This window comes from Microbacterium sp. R86528, from assembly GCF_044596335.1.
Classification (GTDB): domain Bacteria; phylum Actinomycetota; class Actinomycetes; order Actinomycetales; family Microbacteriaceae; genus Microbacterium; species Microbacterium marmarense.
Genome location: NZ_CP138996.1, coordinates 139,809 through 161,943 on the forward strand (window position 1 = coordinate 139,809; position 22,135 = coordinate 161,943).

Here is a 22,135-nt window from a genome sequence, read left to right on the forward strand (position 1 = left end):
CTTAACGGTAGCGAGCTAGCCCAACCGCATGCGTCCGCGTGTGAAAGGCCAGATCGGCGCTTCGTAGATCAGCTTCGCGGGGTCCTCGGGTGCGAGCGTGAACTGAGCTTCGCCAAATCGCCACATTCGGTTGAACAGAAACACGCCCAGCGTCACCGACTCGTCGGCGGCGAGCTGCCATGTGCCCACGCCCCACTGCACGGGTTGGCCTCTGCCTTCGATGATGAGCGTCGGGCGAATTCCGCCATAGAGCGCAAACCACGGCTTGTGCATCGTCAGTTCAATGCGGCGGGTGGCGCGGTCGGAGGTCATTCCCCCACGGTAGCTGGGGGAGCGTCGTGCGTCTGTTTCGGGCAGGGTTGGGGGCCAATGTTTTGACGGCGAATTTCTGGCACTCGACTGCCGAGAGTGCTAATATTTGAGCAGTTGAGTCATGTGGGCTCAACTTTGAATCGGCGCTCGAGCGCATCGTTCGAGCGAAGAGAAAAGGAGATGACTATGGCAAACTACGACCCGTTCCGTGACCTCGACCGTATTGCGTCGACCCTTCTCGAGTCGCGCGGTGGACCGCGGCGCATGCCGATGGACCTCTACCGCGACGGCGACCACTATGTGCTCGCCGCGGATCTGCCCGGAATCGATCCCGGCTCGGTTGACATCGACGTCGACGGTCAATTGCTGACAATCCGCGCTGAACGGACTCTCGCATCGGGCGATGATGTGAAGTGGATCACTCGAGAGCGTGAGGCGGCGACTTTTGTACGCCAACTCAACCTCGGCCAAGGCGTCGACACCGAGCAGATCAGTGCGTCCTATGACAATGGGGTGCTGTCGGTGACGATCCCGGTCAGCGAGAAAGCCAAGCCGCGCCGCATCGCTGTCGCGACAGCAGATTCGGTCGCAGCCCTTCAGGCGCACGAGTCTGACGCGTCACAAGCCGTCGAACAGTAGCGATCATGCGCCGCTGCGGGGCGGTCGAATCTTCCGTCCCGCAACGGCGCCCTTTCCCATAGGCGGCTGTCGCCCTTGGTCGGATCCAGGGCAACGGCAACGTATCGGCAACGGAGCTCTCATGAATGAAGAGAGACTTGATGACCCCTTTTATGACGACGTTGATGCGTTCGAGGAACAGCTCGGCGCGGAGTTGATCCGCAACGGAGTGATTGAGCGCTGGTGATCGCATGGGCTGCCCCGCTCGGCAATCGAGGTGAGATCGCCAAGGACATGCCTCTTGCGGCATCACCCCCCGCGTAGGCTCGCCGCAACGGCTCTTTCGGGCCGCCCCAACCAGCTTTGGCTCCAGGGTCGCCGCTGCCGACCAGAGGAGCCGCGATGGCATCCGTTGCACCAGCATCCACTCTCGGGCCAATCAGGCAGACGTACGCGAGTGCGACCACGTTCCCCCCTGTGGCCCGTGCGTACACGAACATCTCGCAGGTCGCGAAAGAGACCGGTCTGCTCGCACGCACCCCGTGGTTTTACGGCACTGTCGCGACCGTGCTGGTTCTTGCCCTTGGCGGCGTCATCACCGGGTTCATTCTGCTCGGCGAAAGCTGGTTTCAGCTGCTGATGGCGGCCGCACTCGGCATCATCGTCACCCAGTTCGCCTTCCTCGGACACGAGGCAGCGCACAAGCAGATCCTCACCAGCGGCCGCGCCAATGACCGCCTCGCCCGTGTTCTCGCGGCAGGGTTCGTGGGCATGAGTTTGTCGTGGTGGGATGCCAAGCACAGCCGTCACCACGCCAACCCCAACCGGGTGGGCAAAGACCCCGACATCGAGGTCGACACGATCTCATTCCTCGAAGAGGACGCGGCTCAGTCACGCGGATTCGTCCGCCTGATCACTCGCAAGCAGGGCTGGTTGTTCTTTCCACTGTTGACGCTCGAGGGCATCAACCTGCACTACCTCGGTCTGAAGCACCTGTTCTTCACCAAGGGCAAGGTCAAAGGCCGTGCGCTCGAAATCACGTTGATTCTCACGCGCCTCGCGATCGTCATCGTGCCGGTTTTTCTGCTGCTGCCGCTCGGCATGGCCTTTGCGTTCATGGGCGTTCAGCTCGCGGTCTTCGGCGTCTACATGGGCGCGGCATTCGCACCGAACCACAAGGGAATGCCGATCATCGCGCCCGACGCTCGACTCGACTTCTTCAGCAAGCAGGTTCGCACCTCGCGCAATGTCAGCGGCGGATGGTGGGCCACCTGGCTCATGGGCGGCCTCAACTACCAGGTCGAGCACCACCTCTTTCCGAGCATGTCGCGCCTGCACCTCGCGAAGGCTCGCGAAATCGTACGTGAGCAGTGCGAAACACTCGACGTTCCGTATACCGAGACCACGCTCTGGCGTTCGTACGCGATCGTCATCGACTACCTCAACCGCGTCGGACTCGCAGCACGCGACCCCTTCGACTGCCCCATGGTTTCTGACATGCGTCGTGTCTAGCCACGACGCAAGTTCGACGACGCCCGCAGATCATTCTGCGGGCGTTTGTCGTTTGCACGCGCATGGTGTTGCGGCGGCCCCGCGCTTGGCCGATGGTCGTACTATGGAGCCATGACTTCACAGCCAGAGACCGTTGCCCTCAAGCCCGTTGACGACGAGAAGAACCTTCTCGCCCCCGCAGAATCCGCGGGTGGATGCTGCGGTGGAAGCGCCTGCGGCACCAACTAAGGCACGAAATACAGCTCTGCCCCCCGCTGAGACAGCGGGGGGCAGAGCTGTATTTGTCTGTGTCGACGTCGCTGCGTCAGTGAGCAACTGGCGCAGCGTCGAGGTCGTCGGCAGGCTTGCGAATGAAGAACGCGCCGACGATGGTGAGCAGCGAGATGATCGCGCCGACGAGGTAGGCGGCGTGAATGCCCGCGGCTTCAGCGGTGACCGCGGCAGTGCCCGAGTGCGTCTGCATGGCGCTCACCGACGACATGATGCCGATCATCAACGCAATACCGGCTGCTCCGGCAACCTGTTGAGCGGTGCTGACGATGGCGCTGCCGTACGAATAGAACCTCGGTCGAACCGACGCGAGCGATGCGGTGAACAGTGGCGTGAATGAGAGGGCAAGGCCAACAGAAAGAAGCGTCTGCACCGCGACTACCACCCAGACGGCAGTGTTCTCGTCGTAGGTCGTACTCGCCCAGAGCATGCCGCTGGTGAGGATCGACCCGGGCACGATCAGCACGCGTGTGCCCCATCGGTCGTAGATGCGCCCAATGACCGGGCCGGCGAAGCCCATCGCCAATGCGCCGGGCAGAAGAATGAGGCCCGCATCAAGCGGCTCGAGGAGTAGAACTTGCTGTAGGTAAAGGGGTAGCAGGGTGATTGCACCGAAGAACACCATCGACATCAACATCATCTGGGCGATCGATAGCGAGAAATTGGTGCTCTTGAAGACGCGAAGATCGAGCAGCGCGGAGTCGGTAGCTTGCAGACGGATCTGGCGCCATGCGAACAGTGCGAGCGAAACCACTCCGACGACGAGTGAGATCGTCAGTGACCGGTCGATCTCGGCATTGGTTGCGAGCGCTGCAGCGCTCGTGTCATGACTGCCGCCGCCGATGAGGCTCAGTCCGTACACGACGCCACCGAAGCCGAACGCCGACAGAATCACGGATGGAATGTCGATGCGCGCGTGTGACTTCTCTCCGATGTTGCGAATCCACATTGCTCCGACCACTAGCGCGACGAGCGCAATAGGCAGGATCATGCCGAAGATCCAGCGCCAGCCGGCCGTCTGGATGATGAGGCCCGAGAGGCTGGGGCCGATCGCCGGTGCAAGCGCAATGACAATGCTCACGCGCCCCATCATGCGCCCACGGGACTGCGCTGGAACCACGGTCATCAGGGTGGTCATCAGCAACGGCATCATGATGGCGGTGCCAGACGCCTGAACAACGCGCGCGACCAGCAGCATCTCGAAGCCGGGAGCAAGAAACGCGATCAGCGTCCCGAGCGAGAACAACGACATGGCGGCGATGAACATCGGGCGGGTGCTGTAGCGCCGGATGAGGAAGCCGGTGATCGGAATCACGACCGCCATCGTGAGCATGAACGAGGTGGTGAGCCACTGCGCCGCCAGTGCGGTGATGCCCAGAGTTGTGATGAGGTCGGGAATCGCGACGCCCATCGTGGTTTCATTGAGGATCGCAACGAAAGCCGCACCGAGCAGCAACCAGATGACTCGTGCTTGCTCGGCAGTGAGAGCCGATTCAGCTGTTCTGACGCTGCCAGTGTCGGGCGTGGTGTCCATGGCCGCCATCGGTGGTCTCCTCGAAATCAGGCAAGGCGAAGCATGCCGCAGAGAATCGGCAAGCTCTCAGCCTAACGGCGGTTGAGCACGCCGCATTCCCGTGAGGGAGACAAATCTCAGACGAGGCCCTAACCCTCTGTGTTCGCGTCCCAGTCTTCTGAACCGATCGCGTCGGTTGCGTGCGGCGTGGGCTCGCGGTCCGTGAGACTGGCGGGCGTGGGATTGACGAGTTCCTCTTCGGGGATCGCCTTGAGCTCGTCGATTTCTTTGCGAAGTTCGGTCAGATCGGCGCCGTCTGGCGCGGACGCATCGGGTGTCGAAGTCATGGTCTGAGCCTAGTCGCGTCACGCCTCGAATGGGAGGCGGAGCCGGAGTGAGGTGGGTCGCATAGGCTTTTCGGCGTGAGCATGATGCGTGGTGGGGGCGGAGGGCGTCCCAGCTTTCGCCCGCCTGACACCGCAGCGCAGCGCAAGCAGAACGCGGAAGCTCCACGCATTCCCCACTTGGGTCGTCGAATCGTGGTACTTTTTCGCCCCTACCGGCCGAGCATTATCTGCACCGCGATTCTCGTGATCGTGGGAGCGAGCCTCGCAGTCGTCCCGCCCCTGTTGGTGCAGCGAATTTTCGACGACGCGCTTTTTCCCGTCGATGGCTCTGCCCCCGATCTGACGCTGCTGTGGGAACTGGTGCTCGCCACCATCGGGCTCTACCTCCTGTCAGCCGGCGTGGGAGTGATACAGACATGGCTTACAGCCACGGTCGGCAACCGCGTCACTGGCGACTTGCGGATACGGCTGTTCGAGCATCTGCAAGCGATGGAACTGGGTTTTTTCACCCGAACGAAGACCGGAGTGATTCAGTCGCGCCTGCAGAACGACGTCGGCGGCGTCTCGGGTGTGCTCACGAACACCGTGACCAGCGTGCTAGGAAACACCGTCACGGTCATCGCATCGCTGATCGCCATGATCATCATTGATTGGCGGTTGACCATCATCGCCGTGATCATGATGCCCATTCTCGTGATCGTGCAGCGCCGAGTCGGTCAGGTGCGCGCTCGCATCGCGGGCGAAACGCAGGAGTCGCTGTCTGAGCTCACCGCGATCACGCAAGAGACGCTGAGCGTCTCAGGCATCATGCTGTCGAAGTCCTTCAACCGGCAGCGTGCCGAGTCTGCGCGCTACGGTGCCGAGAACGTGAACCAGGTGCGTCTGCAGGTGCGTCAGGCTATGAGCGGCCAGGGTTTCTTCGCGGTGGTGCAGGTGCTGATGGCCAGCGTGCCCGCGGTGATCTACCTCGTCTCGGGTTACCTCATCGCTGGCACTGCCGACACGATCACGGCGGGAACGATCGTTGCGTTCACGACAGTGCAAGCGCGCCTGCTGATGCCGCTGATGGGGCTCATGCGTGTTGCACTCGACCTGCAGACGTCGGGCGCTCTGTTCGCGCGCATCTTCGAGTATCTCGACCTCGTGCCGACTATCAAAGATGCCCCCGATGCCGTCGGCGTCGATAGCGCCAGCGACGCTCTCGGTCGGGTCGAGTTTCGAGATGTGACTTTTCGCTACCCGGATGCTGCGCCCGACTCTCGCCCCACCCTCGACCGCGTGTCCTTCACCGCCGAGCCCGGGCAGCACGTGGCTTTTGTGGGACCGTCCGGGGCTGGCAAGACCACCGTGCTCTACCTCACCCCGCGTATGTACGAGGCCTCGGGTGGTGAGGTGCGATTCGCCGGTGCAGATGTGCGCCATCTGACCCAGGAAGCGATCATCGACCACGTCGGCATCGTCTCGCAGGAGACGTACCTGTTTCACGCATCAATCCGTGAGAATCTTCGCTACGCGAAGCCCGACGCGACGGATGCTGAGCTAGAACAAGCCTGCCGAGCGGCGAACATCCATCAGGTGATTGCGGGTTTCGAGCACGGCTACGACACCATTGTCGGCGAGCGTGGGTACCGGCTGTCAGGCGGCGAGAAGCAGCGTATTGCGATTGCCAGGGTTCTGTTGAAAGATCCGCCGGTGCTGCTGCTCGACGAGGCGACTTCGGCTCTCGACACGGTCTCGGAGCGTGTCGTTCAAGAGGCGCTGGATGCTGCAGCCCGAGGCCGCACGACACTGTCTATCGCACATCGACTCTCAACAGTCATCGGCGCCGACATCATTCATGTCGTCGAAGCTGGACGCATTGTGGAATCCGGTACTCACGCGTCATTGCTTGCCGCGGGCGGTCTCTACGCCGACCTCGCGGCGGAGCAGATGGCAGCATCCCGAATCTTGAAAGCCGAAGCTGAAGCTGATCGTGGAGTTGAGGGTGGCTAGCGGCTCACCAACCTGACGCCCGGGCAAGTGCGCGCGCGGCAGGGTCCGACAGCTTTGAGGGTGCGTCGGCGCGACGGGTGAGTTCGCGAGCGAACGCACCCACCTCATTGCGATACCGCTCCACCGGGTGCTCGATCGCGATCTCAACCAGCGGCGGCAGATCGAGCATCAGCATCAGCGGCACGCGTGCGGCCGCGGCTGATCGGGCGCCCGCTGCGTCGAGAACGCTCAGCCCCCCTCGCAGCGCCTCCAAATAGTCCAGCAGCACCGGGAGCTCCGCTTTGTGCTGCGTGATCGACGAACCGTTGGCGCGCTCGCGCCACTCCACGACCACCTCGGTGATCACGTCGAAAGCACGAGCTTTCGTGTACATCAGCTGGGCGATGATCTGGTCTTCATACGCCTTGCCCTCGGGAAAACGAAACCGGTGCCGGCGCCAGAAATCGATGCGGCTGATCTTGGACCACGCGACCACGTTTCCCGATGCGGCGGGGTGATCTTCCAGCGTCACTGCACGCCGCGCGGGATCGGTCGCGGCGAGAACCCATGGTTGCACCTCACCGGACTCGTACGTGCCCTGTGCGTCTGGGCGCAGGCGAACATAGGCACCGGCGATGAAGTCGCTCCCCGTCTCGGTCAGTGTGGTAGTCAAGCGTTCCAGGGCAGCCGGTCTCAAGATGTCGTCTGCGTCGAGAAAACCAACAAGCGGTGTGTCGACCAGGTCGAGTCCGGTGTTCCTTGAGGCGCCTAGGCCGCGTCGAGCGCCATGGCGCACGACGCGAAATCGTGAGTCGACTGCGGCGAACCTGTCGAGTATCTCGGCGGTGTCGTCTTCTGAGCAATCGTCGATCAGAATCGCTCTCCACGACGGAAGCGATTGCGTTTGCAACGAGCGCAGTGCGTCAGCAACGTATGGATCGACGTTGAATGCTGGCACGATGATCGTGACGGTGGCGTTCTCAGCCACGGTTATGCGCCCGGCTTTACGGCCGATACCGCGCCAGCGACGGCGTCAGCGACGGCGTCGAGCGAGCCGTCGTGAGAGTGACTGAAGGTGAAGCGCACTGCGGTTTGCGCAATGGGTTCGTCGATGCCCATCGCAACGAGAACATGCGAAGCTTCATCACTGCCGGCGGCGCAGGCCGATCCGCTCGACGAGACAATTCCGCGCCGCTCGAGTTCTAGCAGCACCGCTTCACCGCTCGTGCCCGCGAAGGTGAAACTCGCTGTGCCTGGAAGCCTCTTCACCGGGTGGCCCGTCAATCGGGCGTTTGGCACGCGCGCAAGAACTGCGTCGACGAACTCATCTCGCAGGCGAGCCACGCGAGCGGCAGATTCGAGGCGCTCTGCTTCGGTCAGTTCGAGCGCTGTCGCAAAGCCGACCGCTGCGGCAACGTTCTCGGTGCCACTGCGCTTGCCGCGTTCTTGGCCGCCGCCGTGCAATACGGGCTCGATCGGAATGCGTCCGCGCACGGCGAGCACCCCGATTCCCTTTGATGCGCCGATCTTGTGGCCCGCGAGAGAGACGGCGTCGACACCGAGCGCTTTCGCCGACAGCGGCAACCAGCCAGCGGCTTGGACGGCGTCGATGTGAAGCGGTACACGCGTTGCGCTCACTCGCACGGCTGCCGCGATGCCCGCGACATCTTGAACAGTGCCGACCTCGTTGTTCGCATAGCCGAAGCTCACCAGAGCGGTATCTTCGCGAACGGCGCTGGCGACGGCGTCGGCGAGCAATACGCCGTCTGCATCGACGGGCACACGGGTGATATCGAAGCCGTGGATGCGCTCGAGGTACGACACCGACTCGAGGATCGACTCGTGCTCGATCTGGGTGGTGACCACGTGCCGAGCGCCACGTGCGGCCGCGGCGATTGCGACGCCCTTGATGGCGAGGTTGTTTGCTTCGGTTCCGCCAGCGGTGAAGACCACGTCGCCGGCGCGCATGTCGAGCACCCTGGCAACGCGAGCGCGAGCATCGACGAGTGCGTCGGCCGCGGCTTCGCCGACGGTGTGGTGACTCGAGGGATTGCCGAACCAGCGTGAGAAATAGGGTGCCATCGCCTCGAGAACTTCGGGGCGCACAGGAGTCGTGGCCGCGTTGTCGAGATACAGCAGGGGCATGACGGTACTCAGTGTGTGTCGATATGCACGTCGAGGCCTAGATCGAGCGCCCGTGCCGAATGCGTGAGGGCGCCGACCGAGATGACATCGACACCGGTGACAGCGATAGCCCGCACAGTTTCGAGCGTGACTCCGCCGGACGCTTCGACTGTGGCCCGCCCGGCGATCTGAGCGACACCGGTGCGCAATTCGTCGATCGAGAAATTGTCGAGCATGATCGTCCCGACGCCGGCAGCGAGCACATCTTCGATCTGATCGAGTCGGTCCACCTCGACCTCGATATGAGCCGTGTGCGGAAGCCGCCGCTTCGCTTCTTGCAGCGCTTCAGCAATCGACGCGCCGTCGCGCGTGAGGATCGCGAGGTGGTTGTCTTTGGCCATCACCGCGTCGGAAAGTGAGTATCGGTGATTGCGGCCACCACCATCGCGCACCGCCTTGCGTTCAAATGCTCGCAATCCAGGCGTGGTCTTTCGGGTGTCAGCGATGCGGGTTGCGGTCTCAGCGACCTCGGCCACAAACAGACCTGTCAGCGTGGCGATGCCAGACATGCGCTGCGCAAAGTTGAGGCCGATGCGCTCTGCGGTGAGCACACCGCGGGCCGGCCCGCTCACCGTCGCGAGCACATCGCCCGGGTCGAACCATTCGCCGTCTGCCACGACGAGTTCGACCTCGACGCGTGGGTCTGTCAGGCGAAAGGCGGTAGCGAACACCTCGCCGCCGCTGAATATCCCGCGCTCGCGCGCCACGAGGTCGGCACGCGCCACTGAGATCTCGTCGATCAGATATTCGCTGGTGAGGTCGCCCCAGGGGGCATCCTCTTCGAGTGCGGCAGCGACAACACGGTCGATGTGCGCACGGGTCAGCATGCGATCGCCTCCTCGTGAGCGTGAGCGTGAGCGTGAGCCATGCCGCGCGCGGATGGTTCACCCTGATCGTACGCCGCAGCATCCTTGCGAAAATGAGCGCCGCGAGATTCCCGACGCTGGCGGGCCGCGGCCACCAGGTGTTCTGCCACCAGAAGCAGATTCTCGTCTTCGAATTGCCGCTCTGTGCGCTGCTTGCGAGCTGTCTCGCGCCAGACGGCGATCACCTCGGCCGCATGGGCGAGGCCGGCCTCGTCGCGCACGAGGCTGGCGTTGTCCCACATCAGCTCTTGCAGCGCTTCGCGCGAGAACGGGGGCACGGGTGCGTTGAGGTTTCGACCGTCACTGACCAGATGGGGGAGCGCAGCACTGGGCATTGAGGGCCAGCGGCCTGAGGCAGCGTCGGCAGCAATCAGGTCACCCGCTCGAGCGCCGAATACGGCACCTTCGAGTAGCGAGTTCGACGCAAGGCGGTTCGCACCGTGCACACCCGTGCGCGATACCTCGCCGACGGCGTAGAGTCCGCGTACGCTGGTGCGCCCGTGGAGGTCTGTGGTGACACCGCCCATGAGATAGTGGGCCGCCGGAGTCACCGGAATGGGCTCGCGGGCCCAGTCGAAACCGCGTTCACGCACGGCACGATCGATCGTTGGGAAGCGCTGGGCGAGAAACGTTGCGCGTTCGTCAGCGTCTGTGGAGTGCAGCTGAGTTGCATCAAGATACACCGCCCTACCGTTCTGGGCATCCATCTGCTTCGCGATCGCGCGAGCCACGATGTCGCGGGGCGCAAGCTCGCCGTCAGGGTGCGCGTCGAACGCGAAGCGCCGGCCGTGCTCATCGACGAGTGTCGCGCCCTCGCCGCGCACCGCTTCCGACACCAAGAACGCTTCGCCGGCGGCAATGATGGTCGGATGGAACTGGAAGAACTCCAGCTCTTGCACGTGCGCGCCAGCGCGAATCGCTGCGGCAATGCCATCGGCCGTGGCGACCTCGGGGTTCGTGGAGTGTGCGTAGAGCTCTCCCGCGCCGCCGGTGGCGAGCACCACGGCATCGGCCCGCACTGTTTCGCTTGTGCCTGCGCTGCCGGCTGCGACGTCGTCTATGAGCAGCTCAATGCCGGTCACTCGTGAGTCAGAAACCACGAGATCGACGAGAAATGCATGTTCGATCACACGCACGTTCGAGGCGCGAAGACTCGCCACGAGTGCCTTCTCAATCGCTGTGCCGGTAGCGTCACCGCCCGCGTGGAGTATGCGCGGGTAGGAGTGAGCGGCTTCGAGGCCTTTCACGAAGTCGCCGTCGGCGGCGCGATCAAACGCGACACCGAGGTCGATCAGTTCGCGAATGCGGGCCGGCCCCTCTTCGACCAGCACCCGCACAGCCTCGGGATCGTTCAACCCGGCACCGGCGGTCAGCGTGTCGCGCACGTGATCTTCGATGCGGTCGTCGTCGAACATGACCCCTGCGATGCCGCCCTGGGCGTATCGGGTGTTGGCGTGTTCCAGCACGTCTTTGGTCACCAGGGTCACTCGACAGCCGTGGGCCACCGCGTGCAGCGCCACCGTCAGTCCGGCAATGCCGCTGCCGACGATCACCGCGTGCGGCGTCATGATGCGCTGCTGTCAGTGAGCGCGGGTGCTGCGGGCGGTTTGGCTGCGAGCATGCGCTCAAGAGCGACGCGGGCAGGGGCGGCGACATCGGGAGCAACAGTGATGCGATTGAGCACGGTGCCGGCTACCAGACCTTCGAGCACCCACGCCAAATAGCCCGGGTGGATCCGGTACATGGTCGAACACGGGCAGACCACCGGGTCTAGGCAGAAGATCTCATGCTGTGGATGCTGCGCGGCCAGACGCTGCACGAGATTTACTTCGGTGCCGATCGCGAAGGTAGTCGGCTCGGAAGCCGCTTCGATGGCCTTTCGGATGTAATCCGTCGAGCCCGCTTCATCGGCGGCGTCCACGACCTCCATCGGGCACTCGGGATGCACGATGACACGTACACCTGGGTGCTCGATGCGCGCCTGCTCGATCTGGGCAACACTGAAGCGTCGGTGCACCGAGCAGAAACCATGCCAGAGAATCACGCGAGACTTTTCGAGGGTGTCGGGGGTAGATCCACCGAACGGCTTTCGCGGGTTCCACATCGGCATGTGCTCGAGCGGCACGCCCATCGCTTTGGCGGTGTTGCGCCCGAGGTGCTGGTCAGGAAAGAACAGCACTCGACGACCGCGCTCGAAGGCCCACTCGAGCACCGTGCGGGCGTTGGACGAGGTGCAGACGATGCCGCCGTGGCGACCGACGAACCCCTTGATGGCGGCCGATGAGTTCATGTAGGTCACGGGAATGACTGGCACGAGCCCGTCAGCGTCAACAGCATCCATGTCGCCATAGATCTCTTCGAGCTGCTCCCAGCACTCCTCGACCTGGTCGATGTCTGCCATGTCAGCCATCGAACAGCCCGCGGCAAGATTCGGCAGGATCACGGCCTGCTCGTCGCCAGAGAGCAGGTCGGCGGTTTCTGCCATGAAGTGCACACCGCAGAACACGATCGCCTCTGCTTCGGGGTGTGCCTTCGCGGCGTTTGCGAGCTGGAACGAGTCGCCGACGTAGTCTGCGTGCAGCACAACCTCTTCGCGCTGATAGAAGTGCCCGAGCACGACGACTCGGTCGCCGAGCGTGGCCTTGGCTGCGACGATGCGCTCGTTGAGCTCGTCTTCTGACGCCTCGCGGTACTGCAGGGGCAGCTCTCCCTGGCGGGGAGAGCCGGTGGGAATCACGTCGCCCATCGAAGAGCCAGGTCCGTAGCCAGGGCGACCATCGAAGTCCCAGGGGCCGGCTGCGAGGTCGGTGTTGCAGGTTTCGCCGACAGCCTCACCGGTCACGATCGCCTGAATGGCGTGATCGACAGAGGGATCGGTGTCTGGACGGGACTGAAGTGCGATGTTGACAGCAGGCATGAGGGCTCGATTCAGGGGCGTACGCCGAGCGGGCCGCGATCGGCAAGCTCAACATCTTGATTGAAGCGGTAAAGACGGGCGGGGCGATGGCTGCCCTTTCGGAAACGGTCGGTAGGAAGAAGCGTGTCGGTGCCCTCGACTTGGCGGCGAAAGTTCGCGGGGTCGAGCTTGCGGCGAAGGATCGACTCGTACACTTCTCGCAGTTCGGCGAGCGTGAACTCGTCCGCGAGCAGGCCGTGCGCGATCTGGCTGTAGCCGACCTTGTTGCGAAGTCGCCACAGCGCGTAAGCAACGATCTGGTTGTGATCGAATGCGAGATTCGGCAAGTCATCGGCATCGAACCAGCGCACATTCTCGTCAGAGGTATCGGCCATCTCGTCCGGGCGAATTAGCGCCCAGTAGACGATGGAAACCACCCTCGTGGGGGAGCGGTCAACCGCTCCAAACGCATAGAGCTGCTCCAAATAACTCGGAGCGAGCCCGGTCGTCTCGGCCAGCGTTCTCGACGCCGCGGCATCCAGGTCTTCGACGATGTCGAGCCATCCACCCGGCAAAGCCCACTGACCCTCGTGTGGATCACTCTGGCGTCGAACGAGGGGCAGTGCCACGCTTGCCCGTTCTTGACCCGCTGAGCGGCGAAGCGTGAAGATCACCGTCGAGACAGCGACGCGCGTGCCGGGCGCGACGGAACTCGTGGCGCCGGACGCGCGGGGGGCTGGGACGTTCGTTATGGTCATGGTGACTTTTACTCCGCTCTCATCTTAGTGTCGCTATGACCAGAAGTGCAAAACATCACCGGATTCAAAGGTTCACCTCGTAACCTTGCCGTCCGTGCGCAAGACCGCGCGATCTACCCCCGGAGGACCGCGTGCCGATTGTCGACATCGTGTTGGTCGTGATTCTGGTGATCGCTCTGTTTGGCGGGGTTTCGCGCGGTTTCACCGGAAGCATCGGCCTTTTCGCGGGTCTGGCCGCTGGAGCCGCGATCGCATACTGGGCGGCTCCGCTCATCAACACAGGGTGGCCGTGGCCGGAGTGGGCGCTCCTGGCAAGCGTGCTGTCGGCACTGCTGATCTTGGTTCTCGGAGCATCGATCGGCGCATCCGTTGGCGCTGCAGTGCGCCGCGGTGTTGATCGAACCCCGCTTCGGGCGATTGATCGGCTCCTGGGCGCAGCGACGGGTGTCGTGGTCACCTCGCTCGTGATCTCTTTGGCAGCGACCAGCGTGATCGCGGCGGGCGTGCCGGTGTTGGCAACCGCGCTGTCATCATCGACGGTGGTGCGCACGATCGACCAGTTGACGCCGGAACCGGTCGACCGTGCGCTCGCGGAAGTGCGTTCGATGGTCATCGACGAGGGGCTCCCGCAGCTGGGCGATCTGCTCGAAGTCACACCGCAGGTGGCAATGCCCGCTGTCGATCTCGACGATCCGGAACTGGCCTTGGCCGCCGCCTCCGTTGCGCGCGTTTCTGGAACCGCCTTCGCCTGTGGACGCAGCTCGACCGGAAGCGGTTTTGTGATCGCAGAAGATCTCGTCGTCACCAATGCGCACGTCGTTGCCGGCGTCGATCAGCCCCACGTGGAATTGCCCGGGCAAGCATCTCGAGAAGGCCGCATCGTCTACTTTGATCCGATCGATGACCTCGCGGTGATCGCCGTGGACGACCTGGGCGTGGCCCCGCTGCAAGTTGCACCCGTGCTCGATGCTGGCGCTGCCGCGGTCGTGCAGGGTTATCCGCTCGGTGGTCCCTTCACGATGGTGAGCGCTTCGGTGCTCTCAACCGGAACGGTGCCCATTCCCGATATCTACGACGAGAGCTCGACTCCACGCGACATCTACGCTCTCGAGGCTGTGGTGCGCCCTGGCAACTCTGGCGGACCGCTGCTGACCGCAGATGGTGAAATCGCGGGCGTGGTGTTCGCTCGAGCCGAAGCCGACGACAATCTGGGCTACGCGATGACGACGGCAGAACTTATGCCAGTGATCGCGCAGAGCGGCACCCTCACACAGTCGGTCTCGTCAGGAAACTGCACGTGACCGTGACCGTGACCGCGGGCTAAACGCCAGTGGGGTGGGATGCCGCAGCATCCCACCCCACTCGCATTCGTGGACTACTCGGCAGGAATAACCAGCCCGTTGTAGTTCTCGATGATCCACTCCTGCGTCTCGACGGACGTCAGCAGTTCGTAGAGCGTGACGATGCGGGGATCATCAATCAGCTCACCACGGGTGGCGAGGATGTTGAAGTAGGGGCTATCGGTTGATTCCGTGAGAATCTGCAGATCTCCGCTGAGTCCAGCAGCGGCCGCGAAGCTGAAGTTGACGATGGCGGCGTCCTGCTGCTGCAGGGCCGTGGGCAAGCTCGCGGCGTCGATCTCAGTGAACTCGAAACCGCGCGGGTTCGCGGTGATGTCGGCGATCGTGGTTGGTTCTGCCGTGGTCTCGATAAGTCCGGCATCGGCGAGCAGCAGAAGGGCGCGGGACTCATTGCTGGCGTCGTTGGGCAAGGCGATCTCGGCGCCGTCAGGCAGTTCGTCGATTGAGGCCACGGTCTCGGAGTACAGGGCGAGCGGCGGCAGGTACACCTCGCCGACAGAAACCAGGTCGTCGCCCGAATCGGTGACGAACAGGTCGAGGAACGGCGCGTGCTGAAAGAGGTTCGCGTCGGTGGCGCCCTGGGCAAGCGCCGGGTTCGGCGTGTTGTAGTCACTGAACTCGGTGATCTCGAGGTCAAGGCCTGCTTCTTCGGCAAGGTTGTCTTGCACGAAGGCCAGGATCTCGCCGGCTGGTACGGCCGTTGCTCCCACGACGAGTGTGCCGAGGTCTTCTTCGGGCGCCGCATCGGCGTCGGCGGACGTGCCGGCGCACGCGGTAAGTGCGAGCGAGACAGCGGAAACGCCGACAAGCGCAGCAGCGAAGCGGGTGGAGATAGACATATTTTTCCTTTCGATGAAACAAGATGGCGCGCCGCAGTACGACTCGCCGAAGCAGGTGGTCAGACGCTGGCGGCGGTCGCTGACTTCTTGTTGCGACCAGAGCGCGATCGCTCATGGTCGATGCGTCGCGCGACGAAGCTGCCGGTGGATTGCAGTACCTGCACCATGATGAGAAGAACAATGATCACGGCAACGATGTACTCGGTGCTGTACCGCTGATAGCCGTAGCGGATGGCGAGGTCGCCAAGCCCGCCCGCGCCGATGACGCCCGCGATCGCCGAGAAGTTGATGATTGACACCACGGTGGTGGTGAAGCCCAGCACGATTGACGGCAATGCTTCGGGAACGAGCACCTTGCTGAGGATCTGCCAGCGAGTAGCTCCGAGGGCTTCGGCTGCCTCGACCTTTCCAGGCGATACCTCCCGCACGGCGATCTCAACGATGCGAGCGAAGAACGGAATGGCGGCCACGCTCAGCGGCACGATTGCGGCAGTTGATCCGAACGAGGTGCCGATCAGCACGTACGTCACGGGGATCAGCGCGATCATCAGAATGACGAACGGCACGGAACGGGTGATGTTCACCACGATCGCCACAATGACATTGATCGTACGCCCGAGTCCGCGGCTGCCGAACGGAGCCTGCAAGATGCCGCCGCGATCGGTAGCGACGAGAATCACACCGACCGCAAGACCGACAATGAACGTCACGATCATCGTGACGACGACCATGTAGAGGGTTTCCCATGTCGCTTTTGCGAGGTTCTCCAACAGGTCAGCCCAGAACCCGGGATCAGTCGAATCGATCATGCTCGGCTCACTTCCTCGACCACGAGGCCTTGGGATCGCAGGTCTGCCAATACCGCAGCGGTGTCAGCCGCGGCAGGAATCTCTAGTCGGGTACGGCCGGTCTGTACCCCATTGATCGTCTCGATTGCCGCGCCGAGCAAGCCGACGTCGGCGGTGTGATGACGGGCAAGACGCGTGATGACGGGCTCGGTTGCGGACAGACCCGTGAAGGTCACGTCAACCACCGTGCCGTTGCCCACAGCAGGAACGTCTCCCAGCGGAAAGAGCTGCCGAGCGATGACGGATCCGGGGGTGCGCAGCAGATCGTGCAGGCGACCGGTTTCGACTACGCGACCGTGTTCCATGAGCGCTGCCGAAGAACACACGCCTTTGACGACGTCCATCTCGTGCGTGATGAGCAGCACGGTCAGCCCGAGTTCCCGATTGAGGGTACGCAGCAGGTCCAGAATGCTCAGCGTCGTTTCGGGATCTAGAGCGCTGGTCGCTTCGTCAGAGAGCAACACGCGGGGGCTCGTTGCGAGCGCCCGAGCAATTCCGACGCGCTGCTTCTGCCCACCCGAGAGCTCCGATGGGTAGGCATGTGCTTTGTCGCCCAGGCCCACCAGATCAAGAATCTCGCCCACCCGCGCAGCACGCTCCCGGCGCGAAACACCCTGCGCCTCCAGCGCGAGCGAAACGTTGCCCGCTGCGGTGCGGCGCGAAAGCAGGTTGAAGTGCTGAAAGATCATGCCGATGTCATGGCGAGCGTCGCGCAGCGCTTCGCCCGTCAGTGCGGTGATCGTGCGGCCAGCAACCTCCACCGTGCCGGAATCCGGCTTCTCCAAACCGTTGAGAGTACGAATGAGCGTGCTCTTGCCCGCGCCGCTGGTGCCGACAACGCCGAAGATCTCGCCCTCGGGCACGCTGAGCGAGACATCGTCGAGGGCGCGAACGCCAGAGAACGTTTTATAGAGGTGAGTAGTTGTAATCATCGCAAGCACGACGAAACGCACCACCGGGCGGTGACGCGCACCGCCGTCGGTGAGGGAGAGTCCAGAGTGACTGACACGCAGCGGTTGACAGCAATCGTGTTACATCGTGTGACCTTGCAAGGCTCCGGGAGTCGAGCAACAGGTGCTTCGGTACATCTGCGGTTTTTTACACCGCGCGACCGATATGCTGATCGAACACGTCAATATCGGCCAATGACCCGGGCGGGAGAGCCTCGACAGCAATCGTGTCGGGCACCGAAGGAGCAAGCCTCCCCGCCAATCTCTCAGGTACGCGTACCGTCCTGGTCGGCCAACTCTGGAAAAGGATCGACGTCGTCGACCCTGCCGAAGGTGAAAGCTGTCGCATCCGCCCATCTGGGGCTGTGTCGGCGAAACTCTCAGGCCAATGACAGAGGGGGAGTTCCCTAGGGTGCATTCGTGCGCCTGCCCGAACCGACCGGGAGAACTCATGACCGACCCCCGCACGACCGTTCTGCATCATCGCCACGAGGCTCTGGGCGCATCGTTCACTGACTTCGGTGGCTGGCTGATGCCGGTCCGCTACAGCTCAGACCTCGCTGAGCATCGCGCCGTACGCTCGCGTGCGGGCCTGTTCGACATCTCGCATATGGCGGAGTTCCTCATCGAAGGTTCCGGCGCTGACGACTACCTCGACTATGCCCTCGCAGGCAAGTTCACGGCGATGCCGATCTGGAAAGCGAAGTACAGTCTGCTGCTTGAGCCCAGCGGCGGCATCATCGACGATGTCATCGTCTATCGCCTTGCTGACGAGCGATATCTGATCATCTCGAACGCTGGCAACCGCGCGGCTGTCGCGGCCGCCCTGGCTGAGCGCTCCCAGTCGATGGATGCTGAAGTGACTGATGTCACCGACGAATACGCATTGATCGCTGTGCAGGGGCCCGTCGCGCGGACGGTGCTCGAAAAGACCGACTCGATCACCGATCTGGGCAAGCCGCTCGACGAGCTGAAGTATTACGCCGCCGTCGATGCGCGCTTCGATTCATCACCCCTGCTGATCGCACGCACCGGCTATACCGGAGAAGATGGCTTCGAACTGCTGATTCCCGTCGATAAGGCTCCCGACCTTTGGGACGCGCTCGCGGCGGCGGGCGAGCCTCTGGGGCTCGTGCCCGCTGGTCTCGCATCGCGCGATACGCTGCGCCTCGAAGCAGGCATGCCGCTCTACGGTCATGAGCTCTCGCTCGACATCGTCCCCGCGCAAGCCGGGCTGGGTCGGGTCGTTGCCAGCGATAAGTCTGACTTTGTCGGGCGCGACGGGCTGGCGGCCAGAGATGCCGATGATGCTGCTGTGCTCGTGGGCTTGATCAGCGAAGGACGTCGGGCAGGTCGCGCCAGCTACGCCGTGTTCGATGTCGCTGAGGGCGGTGAACCCGTCGGCGAGATCACCAGCGGCGCGCTCAGCCCCACACTCGGCCACCCGATCGCGATGGCCCTTGTCTCGCCGTCGGCCAGCACTGCTGGCACCACGCTCTTTATCGATGTGCGGGGAACCCGCATTGCCGCCACCGTTACCGCCCTGCCGTTTTATCGGCGCAGCAACTGATCAACCTCACCGGAGAAAACCATGACTGACCTCAACTCACTCAAGTACACGGCCGAGCACGAGTGGATCGCTTTCGACGGCGAGACCGCGACCGTGGGCATCACCGACTTCGCGGCCGACAAACTCGGCGACGTCGTGTTCGTGGAACTGCCGGCAGTCGGCGACACCGTGACTGCCGGTGATGTCTGCGGCGAGATCGAATCCACCAAGTCGGTCGGTGAGCTGTACGCGCCGCTGAGCGGTGAGGTTGTCGCGACCAACGAGACCGCGGTCGATGACCCGTCGCTGGTGAACTCCGACGCGTTCGGCGCGGGATGGCTGATCAAGATCGCCACGGACGCGGCGGCCGTTGACGCCTTGCTCGACCGCGACGCGTACGTCGCACTCACCGGCGGCGAAGAATGAGTGGCAGTTTCGCCCAGCGCCACATCGGACTTGACACCGCGGCGCAGCGCACCATGCTCGACGCCCTGGGATATGCAGATGTAGAAGCGTTGCTGACCACAGCAGTACCAGCATCCATTCACGTCCAGCCGAGACCGACCAGCGATATTCCTCCAGCCGCCACCGAGGCAGAGACATTGGCCCAGTTGCGCGTTCTCGCATCGCAGAACCGTGCCGCCCGGCCGATGATCGGCCTGGGGTACTACGACACCTTCACCCCGTCTGTGATCACGCGGAACGTGCTTGAGAACCCGTCGTGGTACACCGCCTACACGCCCTACCAGCCCGAGATCTCTCAGGGCAGACTCGAAGCGCTCATCAACTTTCAGACCATGGTCACCGACCTCACGGGGTTGACCACGGCGAACGCCTCAATGCTCGATGAATCGACTGCCGTCGTGGAGGGCATGCTCGTTGCCCGTCGCGCCTCGAAGTCGCGCTCAAACGTCTTCGTGATGGATGCTGACACTCTGCCGCAGACCAAGGCTGTGATCGGCCACCGCGCCGAAGCGCTCGGTATCGAGCTTCGATACGCAGACCTCGCGCATGCTGATGACGTTGGTGCTGTGATCGGTGAAGACATCTTCGGGGCGTTCGTGCAGTACCCCGGAGCATCCGGGCATATCTGGGATCCCAGCGATGTCGTGACCGCGGTGCACGCGCAGGGCGGCGTCGTAGTGGCGGCGGCCGATCTGCTGGCGCTGACGCTGTTGCGCTCGCCCGGCTCGTTTGGCGCAGACGTCGCCGTCGGCACCACGCAGCGATTCGGAGTGCCGATGGGATTCGGCGGCCCACACGCCGGTTACATGGCGGTACGAGCGGGACTGGAGCGTCAGCTTCCGGGGCGACTCGTGGGCGTGTCGAAGGATGCGGCGGGTCAACCGGCGTACCGGCTGTCGTTGCAGACGCGCGAGCAGCACATTCGTCGTGAGAAGGCGACGAGCAACATCTGCACGGCGCAGGTGCTTCTCGCAGTGATGGCGTCAATGTATGCGGTGTACCACGGGCCTGCGGGTCTGCGCGAAATCGCGAGCGAAGTCGCTCAGAAGGCTGAAGCGCTCGCCGAGCGACTGCGCTCGTATGGCCTCGCGCTCGTCAGCGATTCGTTCTTCGACACGATTCGCGTCGTGACGCCCGGCCCTGCTTCGCGTGTGATCGCGCGCGCCCGATCGAAGGGGTATCAACTCTACGAAGCTGACGAGGCGACGGTCGCCGTGTCAGTCGATGAGACGACGACCGCTGATGACCTGGCGGCGGTTGCGTGGGCATTCGGGCTGCCCGAGTCTGAAGAGCTTCAGCTGTCGTTCGCTGAGAGCAGCGCAATCGCAGGGGTGCCGGTTGAGCTCAACCGGGTAGAGGAGTTCCTGACGCATCCGGTGTTCAACACGCACCACTCCGAGACGGCGATGATGCGCTATCTGAAGGTGCTCGCCGACCGCGACTACGCACTCGATCGCGGCATGATCCCCCTCGGCTCTTGCACGATGAAGCTGAACGCGGCAACAGAGATGGCGGCCGTATCGTGGCCCGAGTTCTCTCGCGTGCATCCCTTCGCGCCCGAAGCTGACGTGCGCGGCTACCTCGTCATGATCGAACAGCTTGAGCGCTGGCTTGCCGAAGTCACCGGCTATGACGCCGTCTCGTTGCAGCCGAACGCGGGTTCGCAGGGTGAGCTGGCGGGGCTGTTGGCGATTCGCGGCTACCACCACGCGAACGGTGAGACCGAGCGCACTGTGTGTCTCATTCCCTCCTCAGCGCACGGAACGAATGCCGCCTCCGCGGTGCTCGCCGGTATGAAGGTCGTTGTCGTGGCGTGCGACGAAGCCGGAAACGTCGACCTCGATGATCTGCGCGCCAAGATCAGCGCGCATGCCGAGCTGCTGTCGGCTCTGATGATCACGTACCCTTCGACGCACGGGGTGTACGAGCACGATGTGCTGGAGATCACGCAGGCTGTGCATGACGCCGGCGGGCAGGTGTACGTCGATGGCGCCAATCTCAATGCGCTGCTCGGCTACGCGCGCTTCGGTGACCTCGGCGGCGATGTGTCGCATCTCAATCTGCACAAGACCTTCGCGATTCCGCACGGGGGCGGTGGGCCGGGCGTTGGTCCAGTCGCGGCAAAGGCTCACCTCGCGCCTTATCTGCCGGGTCACGAAATGCAGCAGCGAGAAGATCATGCCGGTGGCGTCTTCTCTGGCGGTGCGGTCGCGGGTGCTCCGCACGGATCGGCCAGCATCCTGCCGATCTCCTGGGCCTATATGCGCATGATGGGAGCCGAAGGACTGCGTGACGCGACCGCGGCGGCCGTGCTCTCGGCGAACTACATCGCCTCGCGGCTGCGCGATTACTATCCAGTGCTGTACACCGGCGAGGGCGGACTCGTGGCGCACGAGTGCATTCTCGATCTGCGCCCGCTCAAAGAGAGCACGGGGATCACCGTCGACGATGTGGCCAAACGGCTCGTTGACTACGGTTTCCACTCGCCGACGATGTCATTCCCGGTCGCGGGGACGCTTATGGTCGAGCCGACGGAGTCAGAGGATCTCGGCGAGATCGACCGTTTCATCGAGGCGATGATCGCAATCAAGGCCGAAGCTGACCGTGTGGCTGCGGGGGAATGGCCCGCGAATGACAACCCGCTGGTGAACGCTCCGCACACGGCGCAGTCGGTTGTCGGCGACGAATGGGCTCACCCGTACGCACGCGAGATCGCGGTCTATCCGGTGCCGACGCTCGTGCGCAACAAGTACTGGGTGCCCGTCAGGCGCATCGACCAGGCGCACGGCGACCGCAACCTGGTGTGCTCGTGCCCGCCCATCGAGGCCTTCGCCTGAACCCGAACAACGACAAGAGGAGGGATGCCATGGCATCCC

General features: G+C 63.4%; 19 protein-coding genes and 1 riboswitch. Of the genes, 7 read left to right on the plus strand and 12 right to left on the minus strand.

Translation table 11 applies throughout. The annotated features are described in order from the left end of the window. Positions 1-15: 15 nt before the first annotated feature. Positions 16-312: a hypothetical protein gene (locus SJY18_RS00660; RefSeq protein ID WP_337338284.1), complete on the minus strand. Its 297-nt coding sequence runs from the start codon at positions 310-312 to the stop codon at positions 16-18. A gap of 186 nt (positions 313-498) precedes the next feature. On the opposite strand from SJY18_RS00660, the gene SJY18_RS00665 reads away from it, so the two are divergent. Continuing rightward, positions 499-951: an Hsp20/alpha crystallin family protein gene (locus tag SJY18_RS00665; RefSeq protein WP_396668065.1), complete on the plus strand. Its 453-nt coding sequence runs from the start codon at positions 499-501 to the stop codon at positions 949-951. 381 nt (positions 952-1,332) lie between these two features. After that, positions 1,333-2,442: an acyl-CoA desaturase gene (locus tag SJY18_RS00670; RefSeq protein ID WP_337338282.1), complete on the plus strand. Its 1,110-nt coding sequence runs from the start codon at positions 1,333-1,335 to the stop codon at positions 2,440-2,442. Positions 2,443-2,746: 304 nt separating this feature from the next. Here the strand turns inward: SJY18_RS00670 and SJY18_RS00675 are convergent, their stop codons facing one another. Beyond that, positions 2,747-4,255 carry an MDR family MFS transporter gene (locus tag SJY18_RS00675; RefSeq protein ID WP_396668066.1) on the minus strand — a complete coding sequence of 503 codons (1,509 nt, stop codon included), beginning with the start codon at positions 4,253-4,255 and terminating at the stop codon, positions 2,747-2,749. A 119-nt stretch (positions 4,256-4,374) separates the two neighbouring features. Next, the gene (locus SJY18_RS00680) at positions 4,375-4,572 is read right to left on the minus strand and encodes a hypothetical protein (RefSeq protein WP_396668067.1); all 198 of its coding nucleotides are present in this window, start codon (positions 4,570-4,572) and stop codon (positions 4,375-4,377) included. Positions 4,573-4,656: 84 nt separating this feature from the next. Here SJY18_RS00680 and SJY18_RS00685 point away from each other — a divergent pair, with 84 nt between their 5' ends. Beyond that, positions 4,657-6,564 (plus strand): ABC transporter ATP-binding protein, encoded by a 1,908-nt coding sequence (locus SJY18_RS00685; protein ID WP_396668863.1) that lies wholly within the window; start codon positions 4,657-4,659, stop codon positions 6,562-6,564. Between the two features lie 4 nt (positions 6,565-6,568). On the opposite strand, the gene SJY18_RS00690 is transcribed toward SJY18_RS00685, so the two are convergent. The 6 genes from SJY18_RS00690 to SJY18_RS00715 are packed head-to-tail and all read right to left on the minus strand — an operon-like array spanning position 6,569 to position 13,247. After that, on the minus strand, positions 6,569-7,531 hold the full coding sequence (locus SJY18_RS00690; protein WP_396668068.1) for a glycosyltransferase family 2 protein: 963 nt from the start codon (positions 7,529-7,531) through the stop codon (positions 6,569-6,571). Between the two features lie 2 nt (positions 7,532-7,533). After that, positions 7,534-8,682: a cysteine desulfurase family protein gene (locus tag SJY18_RS00695; protein ID WP_396668864.1), complete on the minus strand. Its 1,149-nt coding sequence runs from the start codon at positions 8,680-8,682 to the stop codon at positions 7,534-7,536. 14 nt (positions 8,683-8,696) lie between these two features. Beyond that, positions 8,697-9,554, minus strand: a complete 858-nt coding sequence (nadC, locus tag SJY18_RS00700; protein WP_396668069.1) for a carboxylating nicotinate-nucleotide diphosphorylase — start codon at positions 9,552-9,554, stop codon at positions 8,697-8,699. Further along, positions 9,548-11,161 (minus strand): L-aspartate oxidase, encoded by a 1,614-nt coding sequence (nadB, locus tag SJY18_RS00705; protein WP_396668070.1) that lies wholly within the window; start codon positions 11,159-11,161, stop codon positions 9,548-9,550. Before nadB ends, nadC begins: the two co-directional genes overlap by 7 nt. Beyond that, a complete protein-coding gene (nadA, locus tag SJY18_RS00710) occupies positions 11,158-12,510 on the minus strand; it encodes a quinolinate synthase NadA (protein WP_396668071.1) in 1,353 nt (450 codons plus the stop codon). The genes nadB and nadA overlap by 4 nt, the downstream gene beginning before the upstream one ends. Positions 12,511-12,521: 11 nt before the next feature. Further along, positions 12,522-13,247, minus strand: coding sequence for an NrtR DNA-binding winged helix domain-containing protein (locus tag SJY18_RS00715; protein ID WP_396668072.1), 726 nt, complete (start codon positions 13,245-13,247; stop codon positions 12,522-12,524). A gap of 131 nt (positions 13,248-13,378) precedes the next feature. Here SJY18_RS00715 and SJY18_RS00720 point away from each other — a divergent pair, with 131 nt between their 5' ends. Continuing rightward, a complete protein-coding gene (locus SJY18_RS00720) occupies positions 13,379-14,548 on the plus strand; it encodes a MarP family serine protease (protein WP_396668073.1) in 1,170 nt (389 codons plus the stop codon). 74 nt (positions 14,549-14,622) lie between these two features. Here the strand turns inward: SJY18_RS00720 and SJY18_RS00725 are convergent, their stop codons facing one another. From SJY18_RS00725 to SJY18_RS00735, 3 genes are read right to left on the minus strand one after another with little or no spacing between them, the layout of a single operon-like run. Then, positions 14,623-15,447 carry a MetQ/NlpA family ABC transporter substrate-binding protein gene (locus SJY18_RS00725; RefSeq protein WP_337338273.1) on the minus strand — a complete coding sequence of 275 codons (825 nt, stop codon included), beginning with the start codon at positions 15,445-15,447 and terminating at the stop codon, positions 14,623-14,625. A 59-nt stretch (positions 15,448-15,506) separates the two neighbouring features. Continuing rightward, positions 15,507-16,256, minus strand: a complete 750-nt coding sequence (locus SJY18_RS00730) for a methionine ABC transporter permease (protein ID WP_337338272.1) — start codon at positions 16,254-16,256, stop codon at positions 15,507-15,509. Next, positions 16,253-17,227, minus strand: coding sequence for a methionine ABC transporter ATP-binding protein (locus SJY18_RS00735; RefSeq protein WP_396668074.1), 975 nt, complete (start codon positions 17,225-17,227; stop codon positions 16,253-16,255). Before SJY18_RS00735 ends, SJY18_RS00730 begins: the two co-directional genes overlap by 4 nt. A gap of 213 nt (positions 17,228-17,440) precedes the next feature. Next, a riboswitch (glycine riboswitch) is annotated at positions 17,441-17,537 on the plus strand. Positions 17,538-17,696: 159 nt separating this feature from the next. Between SJY18_RS00735 and gcvT the strand changes: the two genes are divergently transcribed. From gcvT to gcvP, 3 genes are read left to right on the plus strand one after another with little or no spacing between them, the layout of a single operon-like run. Next, positions 17,697-18,815 (plus strand): glycine cleavage system aminomethyltransferase GcvT, encoded by a 1,119-nt coding sequence (gcvT, locus tag SJY18_RS00740; RefSeq protein WP_396668075.1) that lies wholly within the window; start codon positions 17,697-17,699, stop codon positions 18,813-18,815. Between the two features lie 21 nt (positions 18,816-18,836). Continuing rightward, a complete protein-coding gene (gene gcvH / locus SJY18_RS00745) occupies positions 18,837-19,220 on the plus strand; it encodes a glycine cleavage system protein GcvH (RefSeq protein ID WP_396668076.1) in 384 nt (127 codons plus the stop codon). After that, the gene (gene gcvP / locus SJY18_RS00750; protein WP_396668077.1) at positions 19,217-22,096 is read left to right on the plus strand and encodes an aminomethyl-transferring glycine dehydrogenase; all 2,880 of its coding nucleotides are present in this window, start codon (positions 19,217-19,219) and stop codon (positions 22,094-22,096) included. Before gcvH ends, gcvP begins: the two co-directional genes overlap by 4 nt. Positions 22,097-22,135: the final 39 nt, after the last annotated feature.

Coding starts and splice junctions, on each gene's coding strand:
- SJY18_RS00660 (WP_337338284.1), bottom strand. CDS start 312: ATGACCTCCGACCGCGCCACCCGCCGCATTGAACTGACGATGCACAAG.
- SJY18_RS00665 (WP_396668065.1), top strand. CDS start 499: ATGGCAAACTACGACCCGTTCCGTGACCTCGACCGTATTGCGTCGACC.
- SJY18_RS00670 (WP_337338282.1), top strand. CDS start 1,333: ATGGCATCCGTTGCACCAGCATCCACTCTCGGGCCAATCAGGCAGACG.
- SJY18_RS00675 (WP_396668066.1), bottom strand. CDS start 4,255: ATGGCGGCCATGGACACCACGCCCGACACTGGCAGCGTCAGAACAGCT.
- SJY18_RS00680 (WP_396668067.1), bottom strand. CDS start 4,572: ATGACTTCGACACCCGATGCGTCCGCGCCAGACGGCGCCGATCTGACC.
- SJY18_RS00685 (WP_396668863.1), top strand. CDS start 4,657: ATGCGTGGTGGGGGCGGAGGGCGTCCCAGCTTTCGCCCGCCTGACACC.
- nadC (WP_396668069.1), bottom strand. CDS start 9,554: ATGCTGACCCGTGCGCACATCGACCGTGTTGTCGCTGCCGCACTCGAA.
- nadB (WP_396668070.1), bottom strand. CDS start 11,161: ATGACGCCGCACGCGGTGATCGTCGGCAGCGGCATTGCCGGACTGACG.
- nadA (WP_396668071.1), bottom strand. CDS start 12,510: ATGCCTGCTGTCAACATCGCACTTCAGTCCCGTCCAGACACCGATCCC.
- SJY18_RS00715 (WP_396668072.1), bottom strand. CDS start 13,247: ATGACCATAACGAACGTCCCAGCCCCCCGCGCGTCCGGCGCCACGAGT.
- SJY18_RS00725 (WP_337338273.1), bottom strand. CDS start 15,447: ATGTCTATCTCCACCCGCTTCGCTGCTGCGCTTGTCGGCGTTTCCGCT.
- SJY18_RS00730 (WP_337338272.1), bottom strand. CDS start 16,256: ATGATCGATTCGACTGATCCCGGGTTCTGGGCTGACCTGTTGGAGAAC.
- SJY18_RS00735 (WP_396668074.1), bottom strand. CDS start 17,227: ATGATTACAACTACTCACCTCTATAAAACGTTCTCTGGCGTTCGCGCC.
- gcvT (WP_396668075.1), top strand. CDS start 17,697: ATGACCGACCCCCGCACGACCGTTCTGCATCATCGCCACGAGGCTCTG.
- gcvH (WP_396668076.1), top strand. CDS start 18,837: ATGACTGACCTCAACTCACTCAAGTACACGGCCGAGCACGAGTGGATC.
- gcvP (WP_396668077.1), top strand. CDS start 19,217: ATGAGTGGCAGTTTCGCCCAGCGCCACATCGGACTTGACACCGCGGCG.